This window comes from Arthrobacter sp. UYCu712, from assembly GCF_040547005.1.
In the GTDB taxonomy this organism is placed as follows: domain Bacteria; phylum Actinomycetota; class Actinomycetes; order Actinomycetales; family Micrococcaceae; genus Arthrobacter.
Genome location: NZ_JBEPOZ010000018.1, coordinates 23,297 through 44,193 on the forward strand (window position 1 = coordinate 23,297; position 20,897 = coordinate 44,193).

At 66.3% G+C, this 20,897-nt stretch carries 24 protein-coding genes and 2 pseudogenes; 9 read left to right on the forward strand and 17 right to left on the reverse strand.

What is annotated here, in order from left to right; genetic code table 11:
* The first annotated feature begins 193 nt into the window (after positions 1-193).
* Complete coding sequence (locus tag ABIB51_RS16150) at positions 194-781, forward strand: ferritin (RefSeq protein WP_354189783.1); 588 nt, start codon at positions 194-196, stop codon at positions 779-781.
* 94 nt (positions 782-875) lie between these two features.
* On the opposite strand, the pseudogene ABIB51_RS16155 reads toward ABIB51_RS16150, so the two are convergent.
* Positions 876-1,283 (reverse strand): annotated as a pseudogene (locus ABIB51_RS16155) (VOC family protein); the annotation flags it as partial.
* 35 nt (positions 1,284-1,318) lie between these two features.
* On the opposite strand from ABIB51_RS16155, the gene ABIB51_RS16160 reads away from it, so the two are divergent.
* Positions 1,319-1,534, forward strand: coding sequence for an AsnC family protein (locus tag ABIB51_RS16160; protein ID WP_502916158.1), 216 nt, complete (start codon positions 1,319-1,321; stop codon positions 1,532-1,534).
* 8 nt (positions 1,535-1,542) lie between these two features.
* Here the strand turns inward: ABIB51_RS16160 and ABIB51_RS16165 are convergent, their stop codons facing one another.
* Positions 1,543-2,268: a hypothetical protein gene (locus tag ABIB51_RS16165; RefSeq protein WP_354189787.1), complete on the reverse strand. Its 726-nt coding sequence runs from the start codon at positions 2,266-2,268 to the stop codon at positions 1,543-1,545.
* A 279-nt stretch (positions 2,269-2,547) separates the two neighbouring features.
* Between ABIB51_RS16165 and ABIB51_RS16170 the strand changes: the two genes are divergently transcribed.
* The gene (locus ABIB51_RS16170) at positions 2,548-3,612 is read left to right on the forward strand and encodes a class I SAM-dependent DNA methyltransferase (RefSeq protein ID WP_354189789.1); all 1,065 of its coding nucleotides are present in this window, start codon (positions 2,548-2,550) and stop codon (positions 3,610-3,612) included.
* A gap of 503 nt (positions 3,613-4,115) precedes the next feature.
* Here the strand turns inward: ABIB51_RS16170 and ABIB51_RS16175 are convergent.
* Positions 4,116-4,739 carry an AAA family ATPase gene (locus ABIB51_RS16175; protein ID WP_354189791.1) on the reverse strand — a complete coding sequence of 208 codons (624 nt, stop codon included), beginning with the start codon at positions 4,737-4,739 and terminating at the stop codon, positions 4,116-4,118.
* A 407-nt stretch (positions 4,740-5,146) separates the two neighbouring features.
* Between ABIB51_RS16175 and ABIB51_RS16180 the strand changes: the two genes are divergently transcribed.
* Positions 5,147-5,449, forward strand: coding sequence for a DUF4193 domain-containing protein (locus tag ABIB51_RS16180; protein WP_354189793.1), 303 nt, complete (start codon positions 5,147-5,149; stop codon positions 5,447-5,449).
* A 141-nt stretch (positions 5,450-5,590) separates the two neighbouring features.
* Here the strand turns inward: ABIB51_RS16180 and ABIB51_RS16185 are convergent, their stop codons facing one another.
* The 4 genes from ABIB51_RS16185 to ABIB51_RS16200 are packed head-to-tail and all read right to left on the reverse strand — an operon-like array spanning position 5,591 to position 7,877.
* Positions 5,591-6,286, reverse strand: coding sequence for a DsbA family protein (locus tag ABIB51_RS16185; RefSeq protein ID WP_354189795.1), 696 nt, complete (start codon positions 6,284-6,286; stop codon positions 5,591-5,593).
* Complete coding sequence (locus tag ABIB51_RS16190; protein WP_354189797.1) at positions 6,283-6,984, reverse strand: cation diffusion facilitator family transporter; 702 nt, start codon at positions 6,982-6,984, stop codon at positions 6,283-6,285. Before ABIB51_RS16190 ends, ABIB51_RS16185 begins: the two co-directional genes overlap by 4 nt.
* Positions 6,981-7,307, reverse strand: a complete 327-nt coding sequence (locus tag ABIB51_RS16195; RefSeq protein WP_354189799.1) for an ArsR/SmtB family transcription factor — start codon at positions 7,305-7,307, stop codon at positions 6,981-6,983. Before ABIB51_RS16195 ends, ABIB51_RS16190 begins: the two co-directional genes overlap by 4 nt.
* A 42-nt stretch (positions 7,308-7,349) precedes the next feature.
* Complete coding sequence (locus ABIB51_RS16200; RefSeq protein WP_354189930.1) at positions 7,350-7,877, reverse strand: GAP family protein; 528 nt, start codon at positions 7,875-7,877, stop codon at positions 7,350-7,352.
* A gap of 34 nt (positions 7,878-7,911) precedes the next feature.
* Between ABIB51_RS16200 and ABIB51_RS16205 the strand changes: the two are divergent.
* Positions 7,912-8,799: pseudogene (locus ABIB51_RS16205) on the forward strand (phospholipase D-like domain-containing protein); the annotation flags it as partial.
* 295 nt (positions 8,800-9,094) lie between these two features.
* On the opposite strand, the gene ABIB51_RS16210 reads toward ABIB51_RS16205, so the two are convergent.
* Together ABIB51_RS16210 and ABIB51_RS16215 are read right to left on the reverse strand one after the other, a co-directional pair.
* On the reverse strand, positions 9,095-9,265 hold the full coding sequence (locus ABIB51_RS16210) for a Rieske 2Fe-2S domain-containing protein (protein WP_354189801.1): 171 nt from the start codon (positions 9,263-9,265) through the stop codon (positions 9,095-9,097).
* Complete coding sequence (locus ABIB51_RS16215; RefSeq protein WP_354189803.1) at positions 9,243-9,572, reverse strand: DUF6221 family protein; 330 nt, start codon at positions 9,570-9,572, stop codon at positions 9,243-9,245. Before ABIB51_RS16215 ends, ABIB51_RS16210 begins: the two co-directional genes overlap by 23 nt.
* 621 nt (positions 9,573-10,193) lie before the next feature.
* Here ABIB51_RS16215 and ABIB51_RS16220 point away from each other — a divergent pair.
* Both ABIB51_RS16220 and ABIB51_RS16225 read left to right on the forward strand, forming a co-directional pair.
* Complete coding sequence (locus ABIB51_RS16220; protein WP_354189805.1) at positions 10,194-10,418, forward strand: hypothetical protein; 225 nt, start codon at positions 10,194-10,196, stop codon at positions 10,416-10,418.
* A gap of 101 nt (positions 10,419-10,519) precedes the next feature.
* On the forward strand, positions 10,520-10,723 hold the full coding sequence (locus tag ABIB51_RS16225) for a hypothetical protein (RefSeq protein ID WP_354189807.1): 204 nt from the start codon (positions 10,520-10,522) through the stop codon (positions 10,721-10,723).
* Positions 10,724-10,803: 80 nt separating this feature from the next.
* Here the strand turns inward: ABIB51_RS16225 and ABIB51_RS16230 are convergent, their stop codons facing one another.
* The 4 genes from ABIB51_RS16230 to ABIB51_RS16245 form a co-directional block, all read right to left on the reverse strand.
* Positions 10,804-11,436: a DNA alkylation repair protein gene (locus ABIB51_RS16230; protein ID WP_354189932.1), complete on the reverse strand. Its 633-nt coding sequence runs from the start codon at positions 11,434-11,436 to the stop codon at positions 10,804-10,806.
* A 19-nt stretch (positions 11,437-11,455) separates the two neighbouring features.
* Positions 11,456-13,000, reverse strand: coding sequence for a carboxyl transferase domain-containing protein (locus ABIB51_RS16235; RefSeq protein WP_354189809.1), 1,545 nt, complete (start codon positions 12,998-13,000; stop codon positions 11,456-11,458).
* Positions 13,001-13,003: 3 nt separating this feature from the next.
* The gene (locus tag ABIB51_RS16240; protein ID WP_354189811.1) at positions 13,004-14,248 is read right to left on the reverse strand and encodes a CaiB/BaiF CoA transferase family protein; all 1,245 of its coding nucleotides are present in this window, start codon (positions 14,246-14,248) and stop codon (positions 13,004-13,006) included.
* 61 nt (positions 14,249-14,309) lie between these two features.
* Complete coding sequence (locus tag ABIB51_RS16245; protein WP_354189813.1) at positions 14,310-15,728, reverse strand: SLC13 family permease; 1,419 nt, start codon at positions 15,726-15,728, stop codon at positions 14,310-14,312.
* A gap of 125 nt (positions 15,729-15,853) precedes the next feature.
* Between ABIB51_RS16245 and ABIB51_RS16250 the strand changes: the two genes are divergently transcribed.
* Complete coding sequence (locus ABIB51_RS16250) at positions 15,854-16,561, forward strand: FadR/GntR family transcriptional regulator (RefSeq protein WP_354189815.1); 708 nt, start codon at positions 15,854-15,856, stop codon at positions 16,559-16,561.
* A 9-nt stretch (positions 16,562-16,570) separates the two neighbouring features.
* On the opposite strand, the gene ABIB51_RS16255 is transcribed toward ABIB51_RS16250, so the two are convergent.
* The 3 genes from ABIB51_RS16255 to ABIB51_RS16265 all read right to left on the reverse strand — a co-directional run bounded on the left by ABIB51_RS16255 (position 16,571) and on the right by ABIB51_RS16265 (position 19,019).
* The gene (locus ABIB51_RS16255; protein ID WP_354189817.1) at positions 16,571-17,017 is read right to left on the reverse strand and encodes a YegP family protein; all 447 of its coding nucleotides are present in this window, start codon (positions 17,015-17,017) and stop codon (positions 16,571-16,573) included.
* Positions 17,018-17,131: 114 nt separating this feature from the next.
* A complete protein-coding gene (locus ABIB51_RS16260; RefSeq protein WP_354189819.1) occupies positions 17,132-18,067 on the reverse strand; it encodes a prenyltransferase/squalene oxidase repeat-containing protein in 936 nt (311 codons plus the stop codon).
* Positions 18,068-18,125: 58 nt separating this feature from the next.
* Positions 18,126-19,019: a helix-turn-helix transcriptional regulator gene (locus tag ABIB51_RS16265; RefSeq protein WP_354189821.1), complete on the reverse strand. Its 894-nt coding sequence runs from the start codon at positions 19,017-19,019 to the stop codon at positions 18,126-18,128.
* A gap of 113 nt (positions 19,020-19,132) precedes the next feature.
* On the opposite strand from ABIB51_RS16265, the gene ABIB51_RS16270 reads away from it, so the two are divergent.
* Positions 19,133-19,945, forward strand: coding sequence for an SDR family NAD(P)-dependent oxidoreductase (locus ABIB51_RS16270; protein WP_354189823.1), 813 nt, complete (start codon positions 19,133-19,135; stop codon positions 19,943-19,945).
* Here ABIB51_RS16270 and ABIB51_RS16275 read toward each other — a convergent pair.
* Complete coding sequence (locus ABIB51_RS16275; protein ID WP_354189825.1) at positions 19,896-20,864, reverse strand: dienelactone hydrolase family protein; 969 nt, start codon at positions 20,862-20,864, stop codon at positions 19,896-19,898. The two genes, ABIB51_RS16270 and ABIB51_RS16275, sit on opposite strands and share 50 nt — an antisense overlap.
* Between the last annotated feature and the right edge of the window lie 33 nt (positions 20,865-20,897).

The window sequence follows — 20,897 nt, forward strand, 5'->3', positions numbered from 1 at the left end:
CACGTCGCTCCCGTTCAATTTCCTGTTCAATCTAAGACGCCGGATAGATCCCTGCCGGCCCACAAGTAGGGTCTTGACGCGGATGTCCGATGCGGGGGACTCTCGTGTCAGGTCCTCCGGCAGTCCGGGCCCGTTGCAAGGTCCCGGCGCCCCCGGGTGCGCGGCCTTAGTCACCGATCCGAGGAGTGTTCCCATGAGCGCGCAATTCAACGAACTCCTTACCCGGCAGGTCGGGAATGAGTTTGCGGCTTCCCAGCAATACATTGCCATCGCCGCCTGGTTCGACGGGCAGGATCTTCCCAGGCTTGCCAAGCACTTTTACCGTCAGTCGCTCGAAGAACGGAACCACGCGATGATGATGGTCCGGTACATCCTGGACCGCGGCGTCAAAGTCACTATCCCGGGCATCGATCCGGTCCGGAATGATTTTGCGTCGGCAGAGGAGCCCCTGGTTCTTGCCCTCGCCCAGGAGGTTGAGGTGACTGACCGCATCAAGCAATTGTTCGCGGCGGCCCGGGCGGAAAATGACGCACTGGGTGAGCAGTTCATGCTGTGGTTCCTCAAGGAGCAGGTCGAGGAAGTGGCATCGATGTCGACGCTGCTCAACGTTGCGCGCCGTGCCGAAAATCTCTTTGACGTTGAGACTTTCCTTGCCCGTGAACGCGTGGGCGACGCGGACCCGCGCGGCGGCCGGCAAGGCGGGGGCCACAGTCATGGAGCCGGCCATGGCGGACCGCCCGAGGACTCGGGTACGCCCGAAGCCGCAGGCGGACCGCTCTAGTTGGTGCCGCGGCCTCCCGGGGCTGCAGCCACTGGATGCAGAATTCATTGCCCTCGGGGTCGAGCAGCGCGACGTGCCAGCCGTCGTCGCCGTCGAACACTCTTGAGAGGGTGGCTCCGGCCTCAACGCATATATCCGCATGGGCGAGGGCCCGGCGTCGTCCGTCCTCTTTGGATCCCGGCCCCTCGCTGGCGTGGATGTCCAGGTGCACGCGGTTGTTCGCGACCTTGCCCTCGGGGACGGGCTGAAAGAACAGCCGGGGGCCGTTGCCGGACGGATCGACTACGGCGCCACGCCATAGTTCATCCGGGATGTCCTGGGCCGCGGCGAATTCCGCCCGGCCCGGGTATCCGGCGGGCGGCTCTTCGAGGTTGTAGCGCAGGGCAACCGCCCAAAAGCGCGTCATGACCTCGATGCTGTGGCAGTCAAAGGTGACTTGGAATGAGTAGGACACACCGCCCGCCTTTCGTCGTCGAATGAAACCCCATGCACCTGCAGCCATTGAAGTCTACCGTCACGTCAACTAATGTTGACGAAATGGAAGTGGGACGGATGAAAACACTCGTGGGGTCAATGGATGGCAAAGGACCGGCCGAGGCGCTGTATGCCGTGGCTGAATTGCGGAAGGAAGTAGGGCGGGCCGAGGGGGCGCTGGTCCGGAAGGCGAGGCAAGCGGGGCTGTCCTGGGAGGCCATCGCGTTGTGCCTGGGTGTCAGCAAGCAGGCGGTGCACAAGAAGTACGGGAAGCAGTAGCCCCCGCATCAGCCGTGGGCAAGGATGGCGTTGATCAGTTGGATGAGTTCGGCGGAAGCCTCCTCGGTGACGGCGGGGCCCACTTTGACAGCGGTGGCCGCCAGATTGCCCCTGACGCCGGTGACGGTGAGGACAGTCTGTTCCGCCCCGGTACCCAAACTCTGCTTGGCGAGGGCGGCAAACGACTCATCCCCGGCGGTGGCGGCACCCACGGGCGTGGTCTCGGTCGTGATCTTCTGGCCGGCGGCCTCGATGGTGAAGGTCTGGCATTGCGTGGCTGCGCTTCGGGCTGCCTTCAGCTGGGCGGTCATGGTCTGTGCGTCCTGGAGCGCGATGACCGTAACGACCGTTGCCGCCTTGTCGGCCGCCGACATGGTGCTTCCCGCAGCGTAGGTGCTGTTCTCCGGTAGCTGGGAGTTGCTGTCGGCGAGGACTTTGCAGGCAGTAGGCGTGAAGACTGCGGACTTGAGCAGTTCCTTGGATTTGATGATGCCCTGGTCGATCTGTGCTGAAGGAACCACCGTCAACGGGCGGCCCTCCGAGTCCTTCAGCGCGGAGATCAGAGCCGTGAGGTCCTCGTTGCTGTAGGTCTTAGCCAGTGTGGGTGTGGCGCTCTGGGTTTCCGCGGTAGCCGGTGAGGCCGCTGCCGTTCCGCTGCCTGTGCCTGCCCCGCAGCCCGTAAGCGCCACGAGTGCGGTGAGGACAAGGGCTGCCGGTGTGATGCGTCGCTGCATAAGGTGATCCCCGTTCTATCGGCCGGTCCGCCTGCCGGGAGACGGACCCGTGCGGCGTGGTGAAGCACGCCGGAAAGAGGTAGGAGGGGGGCAAATCGGAGGGTTTCCGGCGGTGCCGGAACGCCGGTGCGACGGTCCCCCCCCTCGTGCACCGCTGGCTGACGCGATGGCGCCAAGGCTACAGGACGGGATCGGCAGCACAATAGAGAGGCCACTACCTGTTTCTGACACTCGGCAACGGTGGACGGCAGGCGCGGCCGCCGGAGGTAGCCTGTCCAGATGCATGGTGATGATCGTCTTGCCCTCGTCCGGTCGGCATACGACGTCGTCGCACAGAGCTACGCGAGGCTGCTGCCCGATGCCAGCTTCGAGGCGCCGGAAGACCGCCGGATGATCGAGTCCTTCGCCGCCAGCGTGAGCGGCGGGCCCGCCCTGCCGGTGGTCGATGCGGGTTGCGGGGCAGGCCGCATGACCCGGTTGCTGTCGACACTGGGAATCGATGTAGCAGGAATCGACCTGTCCGCTGGAATGGTTGACGTAGCCCGCCGGACCTATCCTGACCTCAGCTTCGAGGTCGCCGAACTGGCGGACCTTCCTTACAGCGATATGGCGTTGGGCGGGGTCTTTGCCTGGTATTCGATCATCCATTCGCCGCCCGGTGACCTGCCGCGGGTCTTTGCGGAGTTCCACCGTGTCCTGGCTCCCGGTGGTCACGCGATGTTCAGCTTCCAGGTAGGCGATGGCCCTCGGCAACTCTCGCGCGCCTACGGGCACGATGTGTCGATGGAAGCGCACCTCTTCGCACCGGAGGCCGTCATCGAACAGCTCACTGTTGCCGGCTTCAAGGTGGTCGCCCGGATGACACGCGGCCCCGGGCCCCGGGAGAAGTCGCCCCAGGCTGTCCTGCTGGCGCAGCGGCGGCCGGCCGCCGAGCAGCCGAGGTACGTCCGCTACCAGGCAAGGCATCCAAATGGCCGCGGCACCTATCCCGGAATTTTCGCGCTCGCAAATGGTCTGGCCGATGGCGGGAAGCTCAGCAAGGAGGACCGGGCCGCGTGGCGGCAGGCCAACGACCGGTTCGACTCCGCCTGCCCGGACCCGGCGACCGTGGATGCGTCAGTGTACGACCGTGGAATCAACCCCACCGCCCAGTCGTGGTTCAAGACCACCGCGAAGCACCTGCTGGCGGACCTGCCTTTCTACAAAGAGCTCTTGCGTCGCCACGGGATTGAGTTCCACGTGCTGCACTCCGACGACCCGGGATCCCTGCTCTACGAAGATGAAGTCCAGATTGTTGTGGCGCCCCGACTGACGGTTCCTGCTGCGCCTGCCGGGTCCCCATGAGTGTTGTCTTCGTGACCGGGATGTCCGGCGCCGGTAAGTCGACGCTTCTGCGCGAGCTGGACCTGCAGGGCTTCGATACGGTGGACACCGACTATGACTCGTGGTGTATCGATGTGCACGGTGACTGCGTGTGGGACGAGCGAAGGATGGCGTCGCTCCTCGCCAGGAACGGTCCGGCGTCCTGTATGTGTCCGGCACCGTCTCAACCAGGGCCGGTTTCACGACCGGTTCGACGCCGTCGTCCTTCTCAGCGCACCGCACGACGTTCTCTTTGGCCGTCTGGTTACCCGGACGACGAATGTCTAGGGAAAGCGGGCGGCCGAGCGCGACGAGATAGCGCACAACATCTTCACGGTCGAGCCCATGCTCCGAAAATCATCAACCCGCGAAATCGACACCACCGCTCCGGTGGACACCGTCGTCGCACGTCTTATCCGGACAGGGGAGGACCCGCGGGCTTAGCGTCCCGCCTAGTCCGTGGTCCCGCGGGCTTAGCGTCCCGCCTAGTCCGTGGTCCGGCGGCTCGGGCGGGTTGTCCCAGCCTGGTCGCCCCGACGGTTAGCGGCGCCGGCAATGGCGGCCGTCAGCCCGGAGAGCACCTCTGCCGGTGTTCCTGATGCGGGGAGCTCGGTGAAATGCGCGTATTCGGGCGACGATTCGTATCCGGTGCTGAGAGCTTCGAGCTCCTCGATGGTCTCCGAATCGGTGCCACGTGCCATCACTCTTTCGTGCGCCTGTTCGGGGTCGACAACGAGGTGGACGACCAGGTCAGGTTGTGGCAGATGCCTGAGGAGGGAAGGGAGGAACCTTCCCCGGGGGAGGCCTCGCGCCTGCCGGAGCGCCAGCTGGCAATGCAAATGACGGTCCATGATCACCAAGCCCGGGTGTCTGTAGGCCCTGGCATGGGAAATCAGCACATTTGCGGTGCGGAGTACTGTCTCCGCGGCATCAGCCAGCCGCGGGTGGAGCTGCACCCCAAACCGTGCGCTGAGCAGCGACATCCTGCGCCGGCCGGCGTAATTGCTGAGCAGAAGCGCGTCCTTGCCGTCCCGTTGGGCGGCGGCGACCGTCGCCTGGGCGGCTGTGGTCTTTCCCGAGCCGTCTATTCCTGTTAGGACAATCAGCAAACAAACTCCTGGTAATGGTGGGGCGCCGGGGGACCTTGGGAAGGGTATACCACCGGCACGGTCAGGGTGGAGGCCTTCGGCCTGTGAGAGGGCCCGCCAATTACTCCAACGCTGGAAACGGCGAAATCGTCCCGACCGGGAATCTCCGCGTTTCGACGTCGTCTCCGGTTCACACTGTCAGGCATCACGGCAGCCGGCCTAATCGGCTGTCCGTGCACGCCCGGATGGCTGTCCCGCCCCGGGTGGAAGCCGGCCCGGCGCGCACGGCGCTGGGCCCGTCACGGCGTCGGCGGGAAGTAAAAAAGTAGCCCGCATTTTCCTGCGGGCCCGTACTAGGGAATACTTGAGGACTTCTATGGGTTGAACCTCTGTCAGACAAGCCCGCCAAAGAAAAGAGAATCACTCAGGTGGCTACCGATTACGACGAAGTACGTTCCGACGTTAAGGAATCCCAGGCGAGTTCCCTGGAGGCGCTGCAATCCGCGAACGCCCCGGATGCCCGCAGCGTCGTGCGTGAACTGGACGAGACCGACTCGATGGACGACTCGATCGTCCCGGGCGGCGAATTTGTCGCCGAGGAACTGGTTGTGCAGGTCATCCCCCAGGCGGAGGACGAATTCACGTGTTACTCCTGCTTCCTGGTCCGGCACCGCTCCCAGATCGCGCGGGAAAAGAACGGCCACGTCTACTGCATTGAATGTGAAGGCTAAGACGTAGCCGCGAACCGGGCGGATCGCAGTGCCCGGGAAGGCGCACGACCGAGCGCGCCGTTCGATCAACCAAGAAAGCCCGGCCGGGATATCCCCGGCCGGGCTTTCGTGCATTCGAGTCCCGCTGACCGGTGTATCGCCCTACTTTGCGGCGTCGGCGAGCATCTGGCGGAAGTCCGCCTCGGTGTTCAGCGTCAGTTTTTTGCCGTTGAGGAAGAACGTGGGTGTGCCAGCGACCCCCAGTGCGTTGCCGTCGGCAATATCCTTCCGGATCCGGTCGCTGGTCTTCTCGTCAGCCACTGCGGCGTCGTAGGTGGCCAGGTCCAGCCCCAGCTCCTGCGCGTACATCCGGAAGACGGGTGCCTGGGAATCCTGCTGTCCACCCCATTCGGGCTGGGTTTCGAACAATTTCGCCACCATCTGCTCGTATTTGCCCTGCTGCGCGGCAGCCTCGACGGCCAGTGCGGCTGTGCCGGAGTTCCGGTGCGCGGAGAGGGGGAAGTAGCGGTTCACGAAGGTGACCCGGTCGCCGTACTCCTTCCTCAGTTCCTCCACGAGCGGATGGGCTGCGCGGCAGGACTCGCATTCGAAGTCCAGGAACTCAACCAGTTGCGCTTTTTCGACGCCCGGTGAGCTGAGGCGGTGGCTGTCCTCGCGGACCAGTTGCGCGCTGGCCGCCGGCTGCGGGGCCGCCGGCGCGGGCTTGTTCGCGGTGAACACGGCGTACCAGATGAGGCCGGCTGCGACGATGGCCGCCAGCAGGATCCAGATGACCAGGCGGGCCTTCCTCGCAGGATCGTTCGGGGCGGGCACGGCTTTCGTGGAGGTACGTGTCATGGGTGCGGGATGCCTTCCTGGTTGTGGTGGGCGGGTTCGATGCTCACGCGATTCGGTCCGGGGGCTGGTGCGGAGCCGGCGCAGCAGGCGTCCCCCTTCCACGCGTTGACGCCCTCCCGGACGGCGATCCCGGCGATCACCAGAGCGGCGCCGGCGTCGGCCCACCACCAGCCTAGGGCACTGTTCAACACCAGCCCGGCAAGCAGCACGGCCGAGAGGTAGGTGCAGAGCAGCGTCTGCCTGGAGTCCGCCACCGCCGTGCGGGAGCCGAGTTCCCGCCCGGCCCGCCGCTGCAACCACGAGAGCACCGGCATGATGGCCAGGCTCAGGGCTGCGATGACGATGCCCGGGGTCGAATGCCGGGCCTCGCCGCCGCCCGCCAGGGACGTGACGGAGTCGACGGCGACGAAGGCGGCAAGGGCGAAGAATGAGACCACGATGATCCGCAGCGTGAGGTGTTCGCGCCGTTCCGGGTCTTTGGCGGAGAACTGCCAGGACAGGGCGACGGCGGACGCCACCTCGATCACGGAGTCCAGTCCGAAGCCGATCAGCGCGGAAGAGTCGGCCACGCCGCCGGCCCAGAGCGACGCGACCGCCTCGATGACGTTGTAGCTGATGGTTGCGGCGGCGAAGCGGCGGATGCGCCGGGTGAGCACGGCGCGGCGGACGGGGTCCGGTCCCAGCCGGAGTGCCGTCATGCCAGGCACGTCCCGTCGGGGGCGCAGCAGGCCGGATCCACGGCGAGGACAACGCCGATCAGGTCGCCGATGGCGTGGCCCAGCCGCGCGTCGGCGAGTTCGTACCGGCTCCGGCGGCCGTCCGGAACGGCGACCACAAGTCCGCAGCCGCGGAGGCAGGTGAGGTGGTTCGACATGCTCTGCCGTGAAACTCCAAGGGCGTCGGCGAGGTCCGAGGGGTACGCCGGATCCGTTGCCAGTGCTAGCAGGATCCGGGCCCTGGTCGGATCGGACACCGCGTAGCCGAACCGCGCCAGTACCGGTGCATGTGTGAGGGCTTCCATAAATCCAAAGTACAGCCACTGGTGTATTCAATCAATCGTGTACTAGTTTCCTGCCGATATGAACTGGAGGATGCTGTAGCCGACGATGAACAGCCCGATGGCCAGTGTGGCGATGGCCTCGATGCTTCGCCCGTTCCGCTGCAACCAGGTGTACAGGGCAGTCAGCGGCACTTCCGCACGCTCCGGGGAACGCATCCAGACGGCGACCGGCAGGACGACGGCGGACTGGGCGACGGCGGCGTAGGCGAGGACGAACAGCGATCCTTCGAGGACCGGCGGTTCCCGGACGCTGATCAGCGCACCGGCTGTGACGGCGAGCAGGAGGGCCTTCGGGTGCAGGTTAAGTCCCAAGCCGAGGACCACGAACTGCCAGGGCCGGGCTGAATGGAACTTCGTCTTGAGTTTTCCTAGCACGGCGCTGTCCGACGTGGTCTTGTGCGTGAACAGGTAGATGGCGTAAGCAATGAGGATTGTGCCGATGAACAGGCCAAACCATGACAGGAACACGTCCCTGTCCACCTCGGGCCTGACCGGCAGGAAGCGCAGCCCGACCGCCGAAAGGCCGACCATCACGATCGATCCGGCGACGCTGGGCCTGATCTATCCCGGCCGGAAGGAAACCCTGGTCTTTCTGCAGGAGGCAGGAGTCGAATATTTTGCGATGCTCCCGCTGAGGCCGCTGCACGGACAGTGGCAGCGCCCCGACCTGCGGAACCACCGGAAAATCGTCGTCGTAGATGGAAGGGTGGGATTCACCGGTTCGCAGAACCTGTTCGACGCCGGCTACAACACGAACAACAACCTGGAGTGGCACGAACGGATGGTCCGCCTGGAGGGGCCGGCCGTCCGTGAGCTCGATGCGGTGTTCGCGACCGACTGGTATAGCGAGTCAGATACCCTGCTGTCGCTCAACACCAGCCCCGTGGTCCTCGGAGAGGCGTCGGGGCATATCGACGCCCAGGTCCTGCCAAGTGGTCCCAGTTTCGACAACGACAACAACCTGAAGCTCTACACTGCGTTGATCCACAAGGCCGAGCGCCGCGTGAGCATCACCAGCCCGTACTTTGTGCCCGAGGATTCGATTCTGCTGGCCATTGTCACGGCGGCTTCCCGCGGACTGAGTGTTGAGCTCTTTGTGTCGGAGATCGGTGACCAGAAGTTGGTCTACCACGCCCAGCGCTCATACTACGAGGCCCTGCTCCGCGCCGGCGTGCGGATCTACCTGTACCGGGCCCCGAAAGTGCTGCACTCGAACTTCACCATCGATGAGGACGTTGCCGTCATTGGATCCAGCAACATGGACATCCGTTCCTTCAGCTTGAACATGGAAGTATCCGTGCTGGTGCACGGACGCAAGCTGGTCGATGACATGCGGGGGATTGAAGACGGTTATCGGAAGGACAGCCGGGAACTGCAGCTCGAGGACTGGATGCGGCGGCCGATTGGCGAGAAAGTCGCCGACAACCTCGCGCGCCTGACCTCATCGCTCCAATGGTGCGCCGGCGTCAGGCCTCGGGTCCGGGGGCAGGCGCCTCTTCGGCGTCCCAGACGACCTGGACCCAGCGTTGGCCTTCGTCGTCCCACGACTCTGAGTGCCCCAGGCGGGCGACGTCCTCGTAGGCGACGTCGATGCCGCGGCCCTGCAGAGTCTCGCTCAGCTCCTTGGTGGCGGCCCGGACCGCGGCTGCGACAGCGTCGGGAGTGTCGGACGAGACGGGACGGGATGCTTCATATGTTGAACTCATGGCACCATACTTCACGTTCGGTCCGCCGAATGGAACAGTTGGTTATGGCGCAGGCCGGGGCGGGAGGTTCCGGGTGGCCGGACCCTGGATGACGGAGCCGTCGATGGCGAAGCGGGAACCGTGACACGGGCAATCCCACGTGGCGTCGGCGGGATTGAAGCCGACGGGTGGGAGGCTGGGCCATCCACCTTCAGCTATGGAGCGCCCATGCATAGTTGTAGTCGGGGTGATCCTTGTAGTTGGCGGCGAGGATGATCAACACGGAACGGCGGGCGAGGGCAACGGGTCCGTCAGCATCTGCCGGATCTGTGATGCCGTCCGCCTCAGCGGCCACCTTCCAATCAGCCAGGATTCCCCGCTGGTGAGCGCACTCCGCCAGAAGCGCCTCTGTGAGGGGCGGGGGGACGGCCATGTTGTCGCTCGTTGCTGTGCCGTTGGCCTGGCTCTCGATGAAGTTTCGACCTTGGATGCCGGCCTCTTGTTCGGAGATGCGGGCCTCAAGGAATTCGACAATGTTCATGCCGACAGTCTTGCATCTGCACACAAAGAATTAGAGCCCGAACTCTTGACTTGAACTCGAAAGCCGCAGGGCGTCCCGGGTTGTGCGTCCGGCCGCTTTTGGCTTTGTCCTGCCAGTGGCAAGTCGCAGGGCTTCTCTGCGGGCATGGCTGTGGGTACCCTCCTCAACAGATATCCGGAGTTCAGTCCAGGCTCTTGATCAGTTTCATCATTGGATGCGACATGATGCGGTGGACACCGGGAAGTTTGGTCATCTTCTGCGTCTGGATGCGTTCGTATTCCGCTCTCCTCTTTACGGGCATCGTCGCCGGTCTCAAGGGGGCGGGGCGCTGTGGGACCGCCTCTTCCTCCCGCTGGTCGCGGCGGCCGCTGGCTCGCTGACCATGACGCTGATAAGGCACCCGCTCGTGTCGGCATCGCCGACACTGTTCGGGCTGGCCGCGGTGTTCCTGTTTCCCTACATCCACAGGTTCTTCCACGGACTCCGGCACCCGGTCATCTACCTCACGCTCGGTGGCGTCGTTCTCGGTATTCCGGGAGCCGTCGGAGGGCGGATCACCTTGTTCAAGGGGTCACCATCGGGTCTGCCTTTCGAACAGTTGCACACGCACTCGTTCCAACCATGCCGCTTGGCCTGGCGGTCGCCTGTGGAATCCTCGGGGTGGTCCTTGCGGTGGCCCGCGACGGATGGATGGCCTTCTTCTTTGCCGTCGCCGTATCCGGTGACATTGCCGTACTGCCCCTCCTGTGCCTGGTCATCCTGCCCACATGGCTCTTGGTCTCGCGGGCGCCGGAGATGCTGGTGAGCCCGGATCCGCCCCGGATGACAGAAACCACCGCGGGCTAACCAGGCAGAGCCGGAATGTCCGGAACCGCAGCGGGTCCGTGGGGATCGGACCGGCCGCAGGTCCCAGGTGTAGGTTTGCACCAACCGACAAAGGGGTCCCCATGAGCTACAAATTTCGAACCGTCCGGGTTCGCGGCACCGACTTGATTGGAACCATTGCGCGCAAACACGGGAGCGCAGCCGAGATCTTCGAAACCTCGAAGGACCCGAGCACCTCGGTGGTTCCCGTGTACTTCCAAGCGACGGGCGAGATCCGCTTCTTCGACAGGGCAGTGCTGGAGGACGTCGTGACGCCGGCCGGCTAGCCCAGGCCCGGCACTTTGCCGGCCGCCGCGGCAGGATCTCGTTGTGTAAGCGTCGGATGCGAGCGTGAGCGCGGATCTTCCTACGTCGCGAGCTGGCGGCGCACCATCTCATTGATCCAGAGGGGCGCGAACGGAGACGTGCAGTTCGGCGGAGTCGGGTAGTCCTTGAGCACCTCCAGGCGCTCACCGATGTCGATTGCACGGCTGCGGTGCTCGGCGTGCTCGATCCCGATTTGCGCCAGGCAGTGGTTCATCGCCCACTGGAGGCGATCCGGGGCTTCCTTCATCTCCGCGTCGATGACGTCGAGCAGTCCTGCGAGGTCGAGGCCCTCGGGCTTCTTCGCCACCCGTTCGGTGGTCAGCGCCCAGCCGGCACTCGCGACCACTGGATCCGGATCCGCGGACCAGGCCTGGCGCAGCTCTTCGGCGTGCGGGTTCTTCTTCACCACGTAGTTCACGAGCCAGTCGTGCACCTTGGGAGTGCGCGCCTCGCGCAACATGACGTCCAATTCGCCGCGCTCGAACGCCTTCGGGCGGCAGATGAGGATCGACAGCAGTCTCGCCGCGGTCTCGCCCGTCTCCCAGAGCTGGCGTGCGAGCTCCTGCTGCGTCTTCAGCCGCTTCGCGACCGCGCGCAGTTTGCTGAGGTTCACACCGTGTTTCTCGTTCACCTCCCGCGCCCTCGGGTCCTCGAGCGCGGCCAGCTCGGCCATCACCCCGGTCAGAGTCTGCTCAGCCACCTGGGCCTCCTGTCCATGAAGTCGAGTTCAGCCTACTGCCCAGGTTCCGGTACTTTTCCAGCCGCCGCGGCAGCAATTCGGTGATCCCGGCGGATGCGAGGGTGGCGAGCTCGTATTCGATGGCCCGGCCCATCCGCTGGCAGAACGCCCGGCACTCAAGGGACGCGTCGCCGCGTTCATCCACGATGTGTTCAACGAGGCCGTTGGCGTGGAGGGACGCGACATTGATGCCCTGGGCTTCGGACATGGCAGGTGCAAAGTCGATGCTGCGGTGGACGATGGCGCTGGCACCCTCGGGCGGCAGCGGCGACAGCCAGGCATGCTGGGCGGCGATGGTGCGGTCCCCGGGCAGGAGCGCCAAGGCCCCGCCCCCGGCCCCCTGTCCAAGCAGCACGGACACCGTGGGCGAGTTGAGCCCGATCAGGTCGTGCAGGGACCGGGCGATCTCGCCAGCCAGCCCGCCCTCCTCCGCCTCCCGGGAGAGCGCCGCGCCACCGGTGTCGATGACGGTGACCAGCGGCAAACCGAGTTCCTCGGCCAGTCGCATGCCGCGCCGGGCCTCGCGGAGCGACGCCGGACCCATCGCCGTCTGCTGAGATGGCCGGGGCCTTGTGTGGCCTATCACGACGCAGGATTCCTGGCCGAACCGGGCCAAGGCCAGTTGAAGGCCGGGGTCTTTTTCGCCCTGGCCGGTGCCGTTGAGCGGAAGCACATCCCGGGCACCGTGCGCCAGCAGCTGGCGAAGGTCCGGCCGGCGCGGATTCCGGGAGATTTCAATCGATTCCCACGCAGTGGCTCCGGACGGTGCAACGGACAGCGTCGGGGGAGCGGCGACAGGCGGACGTCGAGCCGCGACCAAAATGCTCAGGGCGCGGTGGACGACGTCGGACAGTTGCGACGGCGGGACCACTGCGTCGACGAGTCCTTTGTCGAAGAGGTTTTCGGCCACCTGGACATTTTCCGGAAACGGCACGCCGTGGAGGGCCTCGTAGACGCGGGGCCCGAGGAAGCCAAGCAGGGCACCGGGCTCGGCCACGGTGATGTGGCCAAGCGAGCCCCACGACGCCATGACGCCGCCCGTGGTGGGGTGCCGGAGGTAGACCAGGTAGGGCAGCCCGGCCTGCCGGTGGGCCCGGACGGCAGCACTGATCTTCACCATGGCCAGGAAGGCGATGGTCCCTTCCTGCATGCGGGTCCCGCCCGACGCCGGACCTGCGAGGAGCGGAAGCCCTTCGCGGGTGGCCCTTTCGACGGCGGTGACGATGCGTTCGGCTGCAGCCAGCCCGATGGAACCGCCGAGGAACCGGAATTCGCTGACGATCACGGCGACCCGGCGGCCTCGGATGAGGCCTTCGCCGGTGAGGACCGATTCGTCCACCCCGGTTTTTGCCCGGGCGGCGGCCAGTTCCTGCCGGTACTCCGGGCCGGGACCCGGGTCCACAACCGGGGTGTCCCAGCTCCGGTATGACCCGGGATCGAGTACGGCGGTGATGAGTTCGGCGGCGTCGAGGTGCCGTACTTTCTGCTGTGTCAGCATGCGTCAGCCTTCCTGCGCTGTGCCGGCCGCGGAGCCGGCTCCGCCGGCCGGCGCCAGTCCGAGCCAGTGCCGGATCTGGTCCCCGTCCTGGTCCAGCAGCGGTGGTGCGGTATGCGTCTTCAATGTGGTTTCTGCGGTGTCGGCAGCGGTGAAGAACCGCAGCGGCGGACCCGGCAGGCTTACGGTGCCGAGGATTTTGTGGTCGACGTCGATCACGAGCCCCTGCGAGTGGACCTGTTTCCATTCGTACACTTCGGCCAGGGTCCTGACCTTGCCGGCCGGGATCCCGGCGTCGTTCAGTTTGGCAAGCAGCGGTTCTGCCTCGAAGTCGGAGAAGGCCTGCTCGATATCTTCGATGACCTTCTCCCGGTTGCGCACGCGGTCCGCGTTGGTGGCGAACTCCGGCCGTGCGGCGTCGATTCCGAATGTCGAAGCGAACGTGGTCCAGAGCTTTTCGCTTCCGACGCTGATCTGTACGCTGCCCTGCCGGCAGGGGAACAGGCCGTAGGGGGCGATGGAGGGATGGTGATTGCCCTGGGCCCGCGGCACCTCGCCAGCAACCGTGGCCCTGGTGCCCTGGAACGCGTGGACCCCGATCAGCGCGGCAAGCAGGGACGTGCGCACGATCTGGCCCCGGCCCGTCCGCTCACGCTGCAGCAGTGCCGCGAGTGTGCCGAACGCTCCGTACATTCCGGAAAGGAGATCGGCGATCGGCACGCCGACGCGCTGCGGATCGTCCGGCCCGGACCCGGTCAGGGACATGAGGCCGGCTTCGCCCTGCAGGATCTGGTCGTAGCCGCTGCGCCGGGACTCCGGCCCGTCGTGCCCGAACCCGGTGATCGACAGCACCACCAGCGCCGGATTCAGGGCGTGCATCTCCGCGGCCGAGAACCCCAGCCGGTCCAGCACACCGGGCCGGAAGTTCTCGATGACAACATCCGTGCGCTTCAGGAGTTCGCGCAGCACTGTCCGCCCGTCGTCGCTCTTCAAATCCAGTGCGATGGATTCCTTGTTGCGGTTGCAGGACAGGAAGTAGGTGGCCTGCGGATCGTCCTCGGGTCCGACGAACGGCGGTCCCCAGCCGCGGGTATCGTCTCCGGTACCGGGGTTCTCCACCTTGATCACCCGCGCGCCGAGGTCGGCCAGCATCATCCCGGCGTGCGGGCCGGCCAATGCGCGGCTCAAATCGACCACAAGGTAGCCCGCGAGGGGGCCTTCGGCTTGCGGCGTGGGTTCAGTGCTCGTCATGGTCTTCCTTCTCTTGCGTGGGGTGCCTGCAGTTGCGGTGGTGCAGTGGTTGCCTGGCCGGCTACATCCAGCCCGGGACCACCATGACCAGCCAGGCGATGGCGGGACCGGCGGCGACGACGATGCCGCTGTAGGCGAGAATCTGCTTGTAGAACTTGTCCTTGTCCACGTCTTCCGGCGCGTTGGCCAGCACCAGGGCACCGTTGGTGGAGAACGGGGACACGTCCACGATTGTGGAGGCCACGGCCAGGGCGGCGATGACCCCGACGGCGCCGATCTCACCGGTGGCCAGGAACGGCACGGCCAGGGGGATCAGGGCCGCGAGGATGGCGGTGGAGGACGCGAAGGCTGACACCACTGCGCCGATGTAGCAGATCAGCAGGGCCGCCAGGAGCGGCATGCCCAGGTGGGCCACGCCGTCGGACACGAACTTGATGGTGCCGGCCTCTTCCAGGACGCCCACGAAGGTGAGCATGCCGCAGATCAGCAGCACGGTGGACCAGCTGATCTTGTTGACGGCGCCTTTCTGGGCTGCCGGGGAGACCAGGGCCAGGATGATGGCGATGGTGATGGACACAAACCCGACGTCCACCTTGAAGCCGAGGGAGATCACGGCCAGGGCGATCAGGCCCAGGATGGTGACGAGCTGGGGCAGGGACGCGCGGGCGCCGCTGGCCGGAGGTGCGCCGGCCCCGGTGGACCCGGCTGAACCGGTTGACGGGGCTGCGCCCGAGCCGGAGGTGCCCTTCGACGAGACGCCGGCGGCGGAAATGTCGGATCCCGAGCCCTGCAGCGTGACGCCGGCCGCGCGGGCCCCGACGCTGACGGACATGCGCTTTTCAGCGGCGTGTTCCATGAGGCGGCCGCCGCTGGTGGACAGCAGTTTGCTGCCGCCGAGAACGATGAACAACACGAGGGCAATGGCGAGGTTGAAGACGAAGCTCGCCAGGAAGATCGCGAGGGGGCTGGCTTCCAGCTCGGTCTTGGCGATGATGCCGTTGACGGTCACGCCGTAGACCGCGATGGGGGAGAAACCGCCGGCCTGCGCGCCGTGGACCACCATCATGCCCATCATGAGCGGGTTGATCTTGTGCCTGGCGGCGAAGCTCAGCGCAATCGGCGCGATGATGGCGACGGCGGCGGGGGAGAGTGCGCCGACGGCGGTGATCACCGCAGTGATGGCGAACATGACCCACGGGATGAGAGCCACCTTGCTGCCCACCAAACGGACCGCGCCCCGGACCAGCAGGTCAATGGTGCCGTTGTTCTGCGCAATCGCGAAAAGGTAGGTGACCCCGACAATCGTCAGGAACAGGCCGCCCGGAAAGTTGGCGAGGATGTCGTTGGTGGACATTCCCAGCACGACCGAGCCGAGCAGGAATGCGCCCACGAAGGCCAGGGCACCCATGTTGAGGGGGAGCACCGTGGCCAGGAGGAACATCACCGCCAGGATGATGATGGACAGGACGGGAGCGGACATCGTTGTTCCTCCGGATCAGAAAGCGGGTGGTTGACTGGCTTAGTGGCCTAGCCTCCTAGACACTAGGTGTCTTTGTCAATAGTTCTCCGGTAGTCTGGGTACCTAGGACCCCCGGAAGGACGCGCATGGCAAAGCAGGCAGCAACGCACCAGATTTCCCGCGTTTCCCGGCCCCGGCTTTATGAGCAACTGGTCGAACAGATCATGGAGTTCATCGAGTCCGCCGAGATGGGGCCCGGAGACACGCTGCCGGCTGAACGGGAACTCGCCGAGCGGCTGGGAGTTTCGCGGGCAACGCTGGCCCAGGCCCTCGTGGCACTGGAGGTGCTCGGCGTGATAGACGTCCAGCACGGCACTGGCGCGGTGCTGGTCTACCGCCCCAATGTCCCCTCCGTGATCAAGGGCCTCCGCGAGCACCGCAGCAGGCTGCCCGAGATCGTTGAGGCGCGGAGCACGCTGGAGGTAAAGCTGGCCGAACTCGCCGCCGCGAGGCGCAGCGATGAGGACATGAAGGCCATCGACACGGCACTCGACGCGATGGCCGAAGAGGTGGCCTCCGGTGCCAAGGGTGCGCGGGGCGACGAGCTCTTCCACCAGGCGGTGACCGCGGCGGCGCACTCCGCCGTGCTGGCCCAGCTGATGACTTTCATTGCGGGCATGATCCTGGAGACGCGCCTCGAATCGCTCGGCCAGCCTGGCCGTCCGGAGCAGTCGCTGGCTTCGCACCGCAAGATCGCGGACGCGATCCGGGCCGGGGATTCAGCGGGAGCGGCGGCGGCCATGCTGGAGCACATCGACCTGGTTTCCGACGTCGCCTTGCTGAAGAACGGCTGAGTCGAAGAACTACGCCGCGCCGGCCCACCGGGGTGCTGTTGCCGCCCGGCGCAGTGCCCTGGCCCTGATGTGGAAGTCCTCGGCCGGCTTGCGGCGGCCGTCTTTGGCCTGCGGAACCGCGCCTGGGGCTGCCGCGGCTACGGGTTTTTGCAGCATGCCGGCCGGGCAGAGGTCGGCGATCAACCCCATGCCGGCGTATTCACGGACGGCGGCGATCCCGGCGACAGCCGCTGACTTGGTGTCGAATGCCGCCGACACAGCCATCACGGTGCCGTCCGGTGCCTTGAGCCGGAACCTGAAATTCGACTCGTCGTCCAAGAACACTTCAAATGTGCCGGCCATGGCTATCCTCCCGGTCTGCGGGACTGCCGCAGCGTCATCGCCGCGGATCGGCCTCAGCGCATCGCTGCGCCCGTGCCCGCTGGTCTGGTCGGACGATCCCGCTGGATCATCCATCTCGTGATATCCAGTCTGGGTCCGGACCGTACGGGCATACAAGACCGGGCAGGTTAACCCTGGGTAAAACCCGTGCAACGTCCGCGAGACGCGGATCTTCCTGGCGGCACCAGCCTAGGAGTTTCCGTACCAGTCGAGGACACGGAGCGCCCGGAGCGTGTTCCACCGGCTCGGCCGCCCGTCTCCGTCCTCCAGCGCGAAGTGCACTCTGCCGGGATGAGTGTTCTCCAGCAGCCAGGTGCCATCCGGCTGCCGCTGCGAGCGCACCACCTCGATGGCCTCGGCCATGCGGGTGTCCGGCGGCCCGCCGGCGGCGCGGAAGTACTCGAGAACCCGGAGCACGTCATACTGCCAGCGGGTCGGAAACGAGGCCTGCAGCCAGTCCTGGTCGATCAGCTCGCCGGTTGTCTTGCGCCGGAGCAGCCGGCGCTCGAGCAGGTACTCCTCGCCACGGCGCCGGGCTGCGAGCGCGGCCGGGGACCCGCCGCTCGCTCGGTCGTGCTCCAGCAACCCTTCGAGCACGTTGATCGTGGTGCCGAACGAGGAACGGGTGGATCCTCTTTCCGCTTCACAGTTCCAGCCGCCGTCGGCAAGCTGCTCGCCGAGCAGACGGGCCACCACGCCGTCGACGTTTTCGCCGAAGTAGGCGCCCAGCGCGACTGCCATCCCGTTGATGCACGGTTCCACTTCCCCTTCGAAGAAGGGCTGGTCGCCCTCCTCCCAGCGGCTGTTTTCCCGGACGAAGCCGACGGCGCGGCGGGCTCCGTCGCTGCGGGGATCGAGCCCGAAGTCGCGCAGCAACAGCAGGCTGTAGGTGGTCGCTGTCCAGGGTTGGCCCTTCTCGGATTCGCCGAAGTGCGAGGGGAAATACGTCCCGCCGTCCCACTGTCCGTCGTCGCCTTGCAGCGCGAGGAGGCGGGCGCCCCAGCCTTGGGTGGCAACGCGGGCCCGTTCTGCGGCCAGATCCTCCGGCGGTGTGCGCGTGAGATCGCGCAGGACCTGCCAGCGGATCGCAGGGTCAGAGTCGAGCAGCCAGTCGAGCACGTCCATCCGGACAAAATAGCACCCTGCGGGCCGCCATGACATCGTGCCGGGGACCGGGTGTGACTCAGCTGCCTTTGGGGGAGTGGGCGCGTTCCGTTTGGACGTCCTGCTGGTCGGTCGCGGCCCAGCTCGCAAGGAGCCGGACGGCGTCGTCGGACGGGCTGCCGGGCTCGGGGCTGTAGACATACAGTGACAGTCCCGTGTCGGCGGACAGTTCCATGGCCTCGAACAGCAAGTGGAGGTCCCCGACCACCGGGTGGTGGAAGTGCTTGGCGCCGGTGAAATGCAGCCGGACGTTGTGCGCTGCCCACCGGGTGCGGAACTCGTCGCTGCGGGTGGACATTTCACCGATCAGGTCCGTGAGGGCACGGTCGTACGGGTCGCGGCCGGCCGTGGTGTGCAGAATCGCGACAGTGTCGTTGGCCGCGCGCTCCCAGTTGGGGTAGAACGAGCGGGAACGGTCGTCCAGGAAAATGAACCGGGCGTGGTTTGCCGGGCGTGCCGGGTTGGCGAACATGTCGCTGTACAGGGCGTAGCCGAGCGGGTTCGCGGCCAGGATGTCCAGGCGCCCGTTGCCGACGTAGGCCGGCGCACCGGTGATCGCGTTGAGCGCCAACTGCACCCCGGGGCGGATGAGCTGCTTCGGGGCGGGACGACGGCGCGCCCTGCTGCCCGCGGAGGCGGCGAGGGCCAGATCGAACAGGTGGGCCCGCTCGGCCTCGTCCAGCTGCAGCGCCCTGCACACTGCCTCGAGCATGTCTTCGGAGACGCCGGCAAGGTTGCCCCGTTCCAGGCGGGTGTAGTACTCGATGCTGATGCCGGCGAGCGTGGCGACCTCCCCGCGCCGCAGCCCAGGCACCCGCCTGGTACCCCCGTAGGCGGGCAGCCCGGCCTGTTCCGGCGTGATCTTGGCCCGCCGGGAGGTCAGAAACGCGCGGGCCTCGTTGCGGTTGTCCATCCCCCAAGCCTAGGCGTACCCCGCCGGGGGAGGGAGTCCCTGCGGCGGCAGAACCACGTTGCACGGATAGTGCGCCGACCGGCGAACCACCACGACAAGAGGATGGGAAGAACATGACTGAGAAAAAGGTCTATTTCATCACCGGCGCAGGCCGGGGGATGGGTGTGGACATTGCCAAGGCTGCGCTTGCCGCGGGGCACGCAGTGGTCGCCACCGGGCGGAACCCGGAGAAGGTGGCCCAGGCCATAGGTGAAGCCGGGGACCTGCTGGTAGTCACCCTGGACATCACAGACCCCGCCGCGTCCGAAGCGGCGGTCCAGGCCGCCGTCGAGCGGTTCGGCCGCATCGATGTGCTGGTCAACAATGCCGGGAACTTCATCGCAGGCTTCTTCGAGGAGATCAGCCCGGAGCAGTTCCGCTGGCAGATTGAAACGAACCTGTTCGGCCCGATGAACATCACCCGGGCCGCCCTGCCGGTGATGCGCCGGCAACGTTCCGGGCTCGTGCTGACGGTCTCCTCCTCCACGGCCGCCCCGTTCCGCATCCGCACCATGGTCGTCGAACCGGGATTCTTCCGCACGGATCTGCTCACGCCGGAGTCCACGGACTACGCCGAACGCACCCGGCTGGCCGTCTCGGCGTGGAACGGAATGAACGGCCGGCGGGGCGGAGATCCCGCCAGGCTCGCGGACGCCCCTGCGCGGCTTGCAGGCGAGGACCAGCCGCCGCTGCTGGGTAGCCGGCGCCGACGCCGTCGAGGGTGTCGAGCGGAAGGCGAAGGATCTGCTGGCACAAGTGGACGCCCACAGTGCGCTGTCCTCATCGCTGGCCTTCGAGCAGACCTAGACCCGGGAGGCAGCCCCGGCATCCCGGCGCTTAGACGTACCTGCCGAACCAGGCCAGCATGTCGTTCCAGGCGGCGGTAGCTTGCGCCTCGACGTAACGCTCGCTCGTGTCGTTGTGGAACGCGTGGTCTACGCCGGGATAGACGGTGAGCTGGTGCCGGACCTCCGTGCCTCCGAGAGCGTCCCGGAGCGCCGGCATTGCGCCGGTAATCCGCTGATCCAGCTCGGCGTAGACGCCGAAGACGGCCGGCTGGATGGACGGGACCTTGGCCAGGTCGGGAGAGGGCCCGTAGAACGCTGTTGTGGCCTTCAGCCCGGGCAGGTCCGTTGCGGCCTGCCAGGTGATGCCGCCGCCGAAGCAGTAGCCGTTCATGGCGATCCGCCCGTCCGCCACGAAGTCCTGTGACTGCAGGTAGTCGAATCCCGCAGCGAAGTCGGAGACGTGGCGCTGCGGGCCGGCCTTGGTCAAGGCGCCGGAGACGGCGTCCGGGTCCAGGCTCGCGGTGCCTCCTTCCCTGCTGAGCAGGTCCAGCGCCAGGGCTGAGTAGCCGGCCTTGGCGAAACGGCGGGCCACGTCCTGGATGTGCGGGGTCAGACCGCGGTTCTCGTGGCAGACCAGCACGGCGGGTCCGGCTGTTCCGGACTCCGGCCGGGCAAGGTAGGCGCTGATGTCGGTTCCGCTGGACGGGAAACGCACCGTGGCTGTTACCAGGCCCGCGGCGCCTTCCGGGACGGACAGCGGGCTCTTGGCCCCGGGTACGGAACCTGCCGAAGCGGTTCCGGTCCCGGTGGGGGACGATGGAGTGGGCATCGGGTCGGTGCTGCGCGGGACTTCCTCCGGGGTGCAGCCGACCAGCAGCATTGCCGCCGCCGCCGCGGCCATACTCCCGGTAATGAAAGCCACGCGGCGGGTGAACGTGCGGTGGGTCATGTCGCCGGAGCGGAAGTCGTCGAAGAATTCCTCGATCAGGTACTTCTCGAACTTGCCAAGTTGGGTCATCCCGGGCCTCCTGGAGTGTGCCGCATATCCTCC

Bases quoted from the DNA above. Each gene is read 5' to 3' on its own strand.
- ABIB51_RS16230 (WP_354189932.1), bottom strand. From the start codon at position 11,436: ATGGCCGAGCTGGCCGCGCTCGAGGACCCGAGGGCGCGGGAGGTGAAC.
- ABIB51_RS16160 (WP_502916158.1), top strand. From the start codon at position 1,319: ATGGAAGTGGGACGGATGAAAACACTCGTGGGGTCAATGGATGGCAAA.
- ABIB51_RS16275 (WP_354189825.1), bottom strand. From the start codon at position 20,864: ATGACCCAACTTGGCAAGTTCGAGAAGTACCTGATCGAGGAATTCTTC.
- ABIB51_RS16235 (WP_354189809.1), bottom strand. From the start codon at position 13,000: ATGCTGACACAGCAGAAAGTACGGCACCTCGACGCCGCCGAACTCATC.
- ABIB51_RS16190 (WP_354189797.1), bottom strand. From the start codon at position 6,984: ATGACGGCACTCCGGCTGGGACCGGACCCCGTCCGCCGCGCCGTGCTC.
- ABIB51_RS16245 (WP_354189813.1), bottom strand. From the start codon at position 15,728: ATGTCCGCTCCCGTCCTGTCCATCATCATCCTGGCGGTGATGTTCCTC.
- ABIB51_RS16265 (WP_354189821.1), bottom strand. From the start codon at position 19,019: ATGGACAACCGCAACGAGGCCCGCGCGTTTCTGACCTCCCGGCGGGCC.
- ABIB51_RS16270 (WP_354189823.1), top strand. From the start codon at position 19,133: ATGACTGAGAAAAAGGTCTATTTCATCACCGGCGCAGGCCGGGGGATG.
- ABIB51_RS16210 (WP_354189801.1), bottom strand. From the start codon at position 9,265: ATGCATGGGCGCTCCATAGCTGAAGGTGGATGGCCCAGCCTCCCACCC.
- ABIB51_RS16250 (WP_354189815.1), top strand. From the start codon at position 15,854: ATGGCAAAGCAGGCAGCAACGCACCAGATTTCCCGCGTTTCCCGGCCC.
- ABIB51_RS16220 (WP_354189805.1), top strand. From the start codon at position 10,194: ATGCCGCTTGGCCTGGCGGTCGCCTGTGGAATCCTCGGGGTGGTCCTT.
- ABIB51_RS16255 (WP_354189817.1), bottom strand. From the start codon at position 17,017: ATGGATGATCCAGCGGGATCGTCCGACCAGACCAGCGGGCACGGGCGC.
- ABIB51_RS16215 (WP_354189803.1), bottom strand. From the start codon at position 9,572: ATGAACATTGTCGAATTCCTTGAGGCCCGCATCTCCGAACAAGAGGCC.
- ABIB51_RS16195 (WP_354189799.1), bottom strand. From the start codon at position 7,307: ATGGAAGCCCTCACACATGCACCGGTACTGGCGCGGTTCGGCTACGCG.
- ABIB51_RS16185 (WP_354189795.1), bottom strand. From the start codon at position 6,286: ATGACACGTACCTCCACGAAAGCCGTGCCCGCCCCGAACGATCCTGCG.
- ABIB51_RS16225 (WP_354189807.1), top strand. From the start codon at position 10,520: ATGAGCTACAAATTTCGAACCGTCCGGGTTCGCGGCACCGACTTGATT.
- ABIB51_RS16165 (WP_354189787.1), bottom strand. From the start codon at position 2,268: ATGCAGCGACGCATCACACCGGCAGCCCTTGTCCTCACCGCACTCGTG.
- ABIB51_RS16240 (WP_354189811.1), bottom strand. From the start codon at position 14,248: ATGACGAGCACTGAACCCACGCCGCAAGCCGAAGGCCCCCTCGCGGGC.
- ABIB51_RS16200 (WP_354189930.1), bottom strand. From the start codon at position 7,877: ATGGTCGGCCTTTCGGCGGTCGGGCTGCGCTTCCTGCCGGTCAGGCCC.
- ABIB51_RS16170 (WP_354189789.1), top strand. From the start codon at position 2,548: ATGCATGGTGATGATCGTCTTGCCCTCGTCCGGTCGGCATACGACGTC.
- ABIB51_RS16150 (WP_354189783.1), top strand. From the start codon at position 194: ATGAGCGCGCAATTCAACGAACTCCTTACCCGGCAGGTCGGGAATGAG.
- ABIB51_RS16260 (WP_354189819.1), bottom strand. From the start codon at position 18,067: ATGGACGTGCTCGACTGGCTGCTCGACTCTGACCCTGCGATCCGCTGG.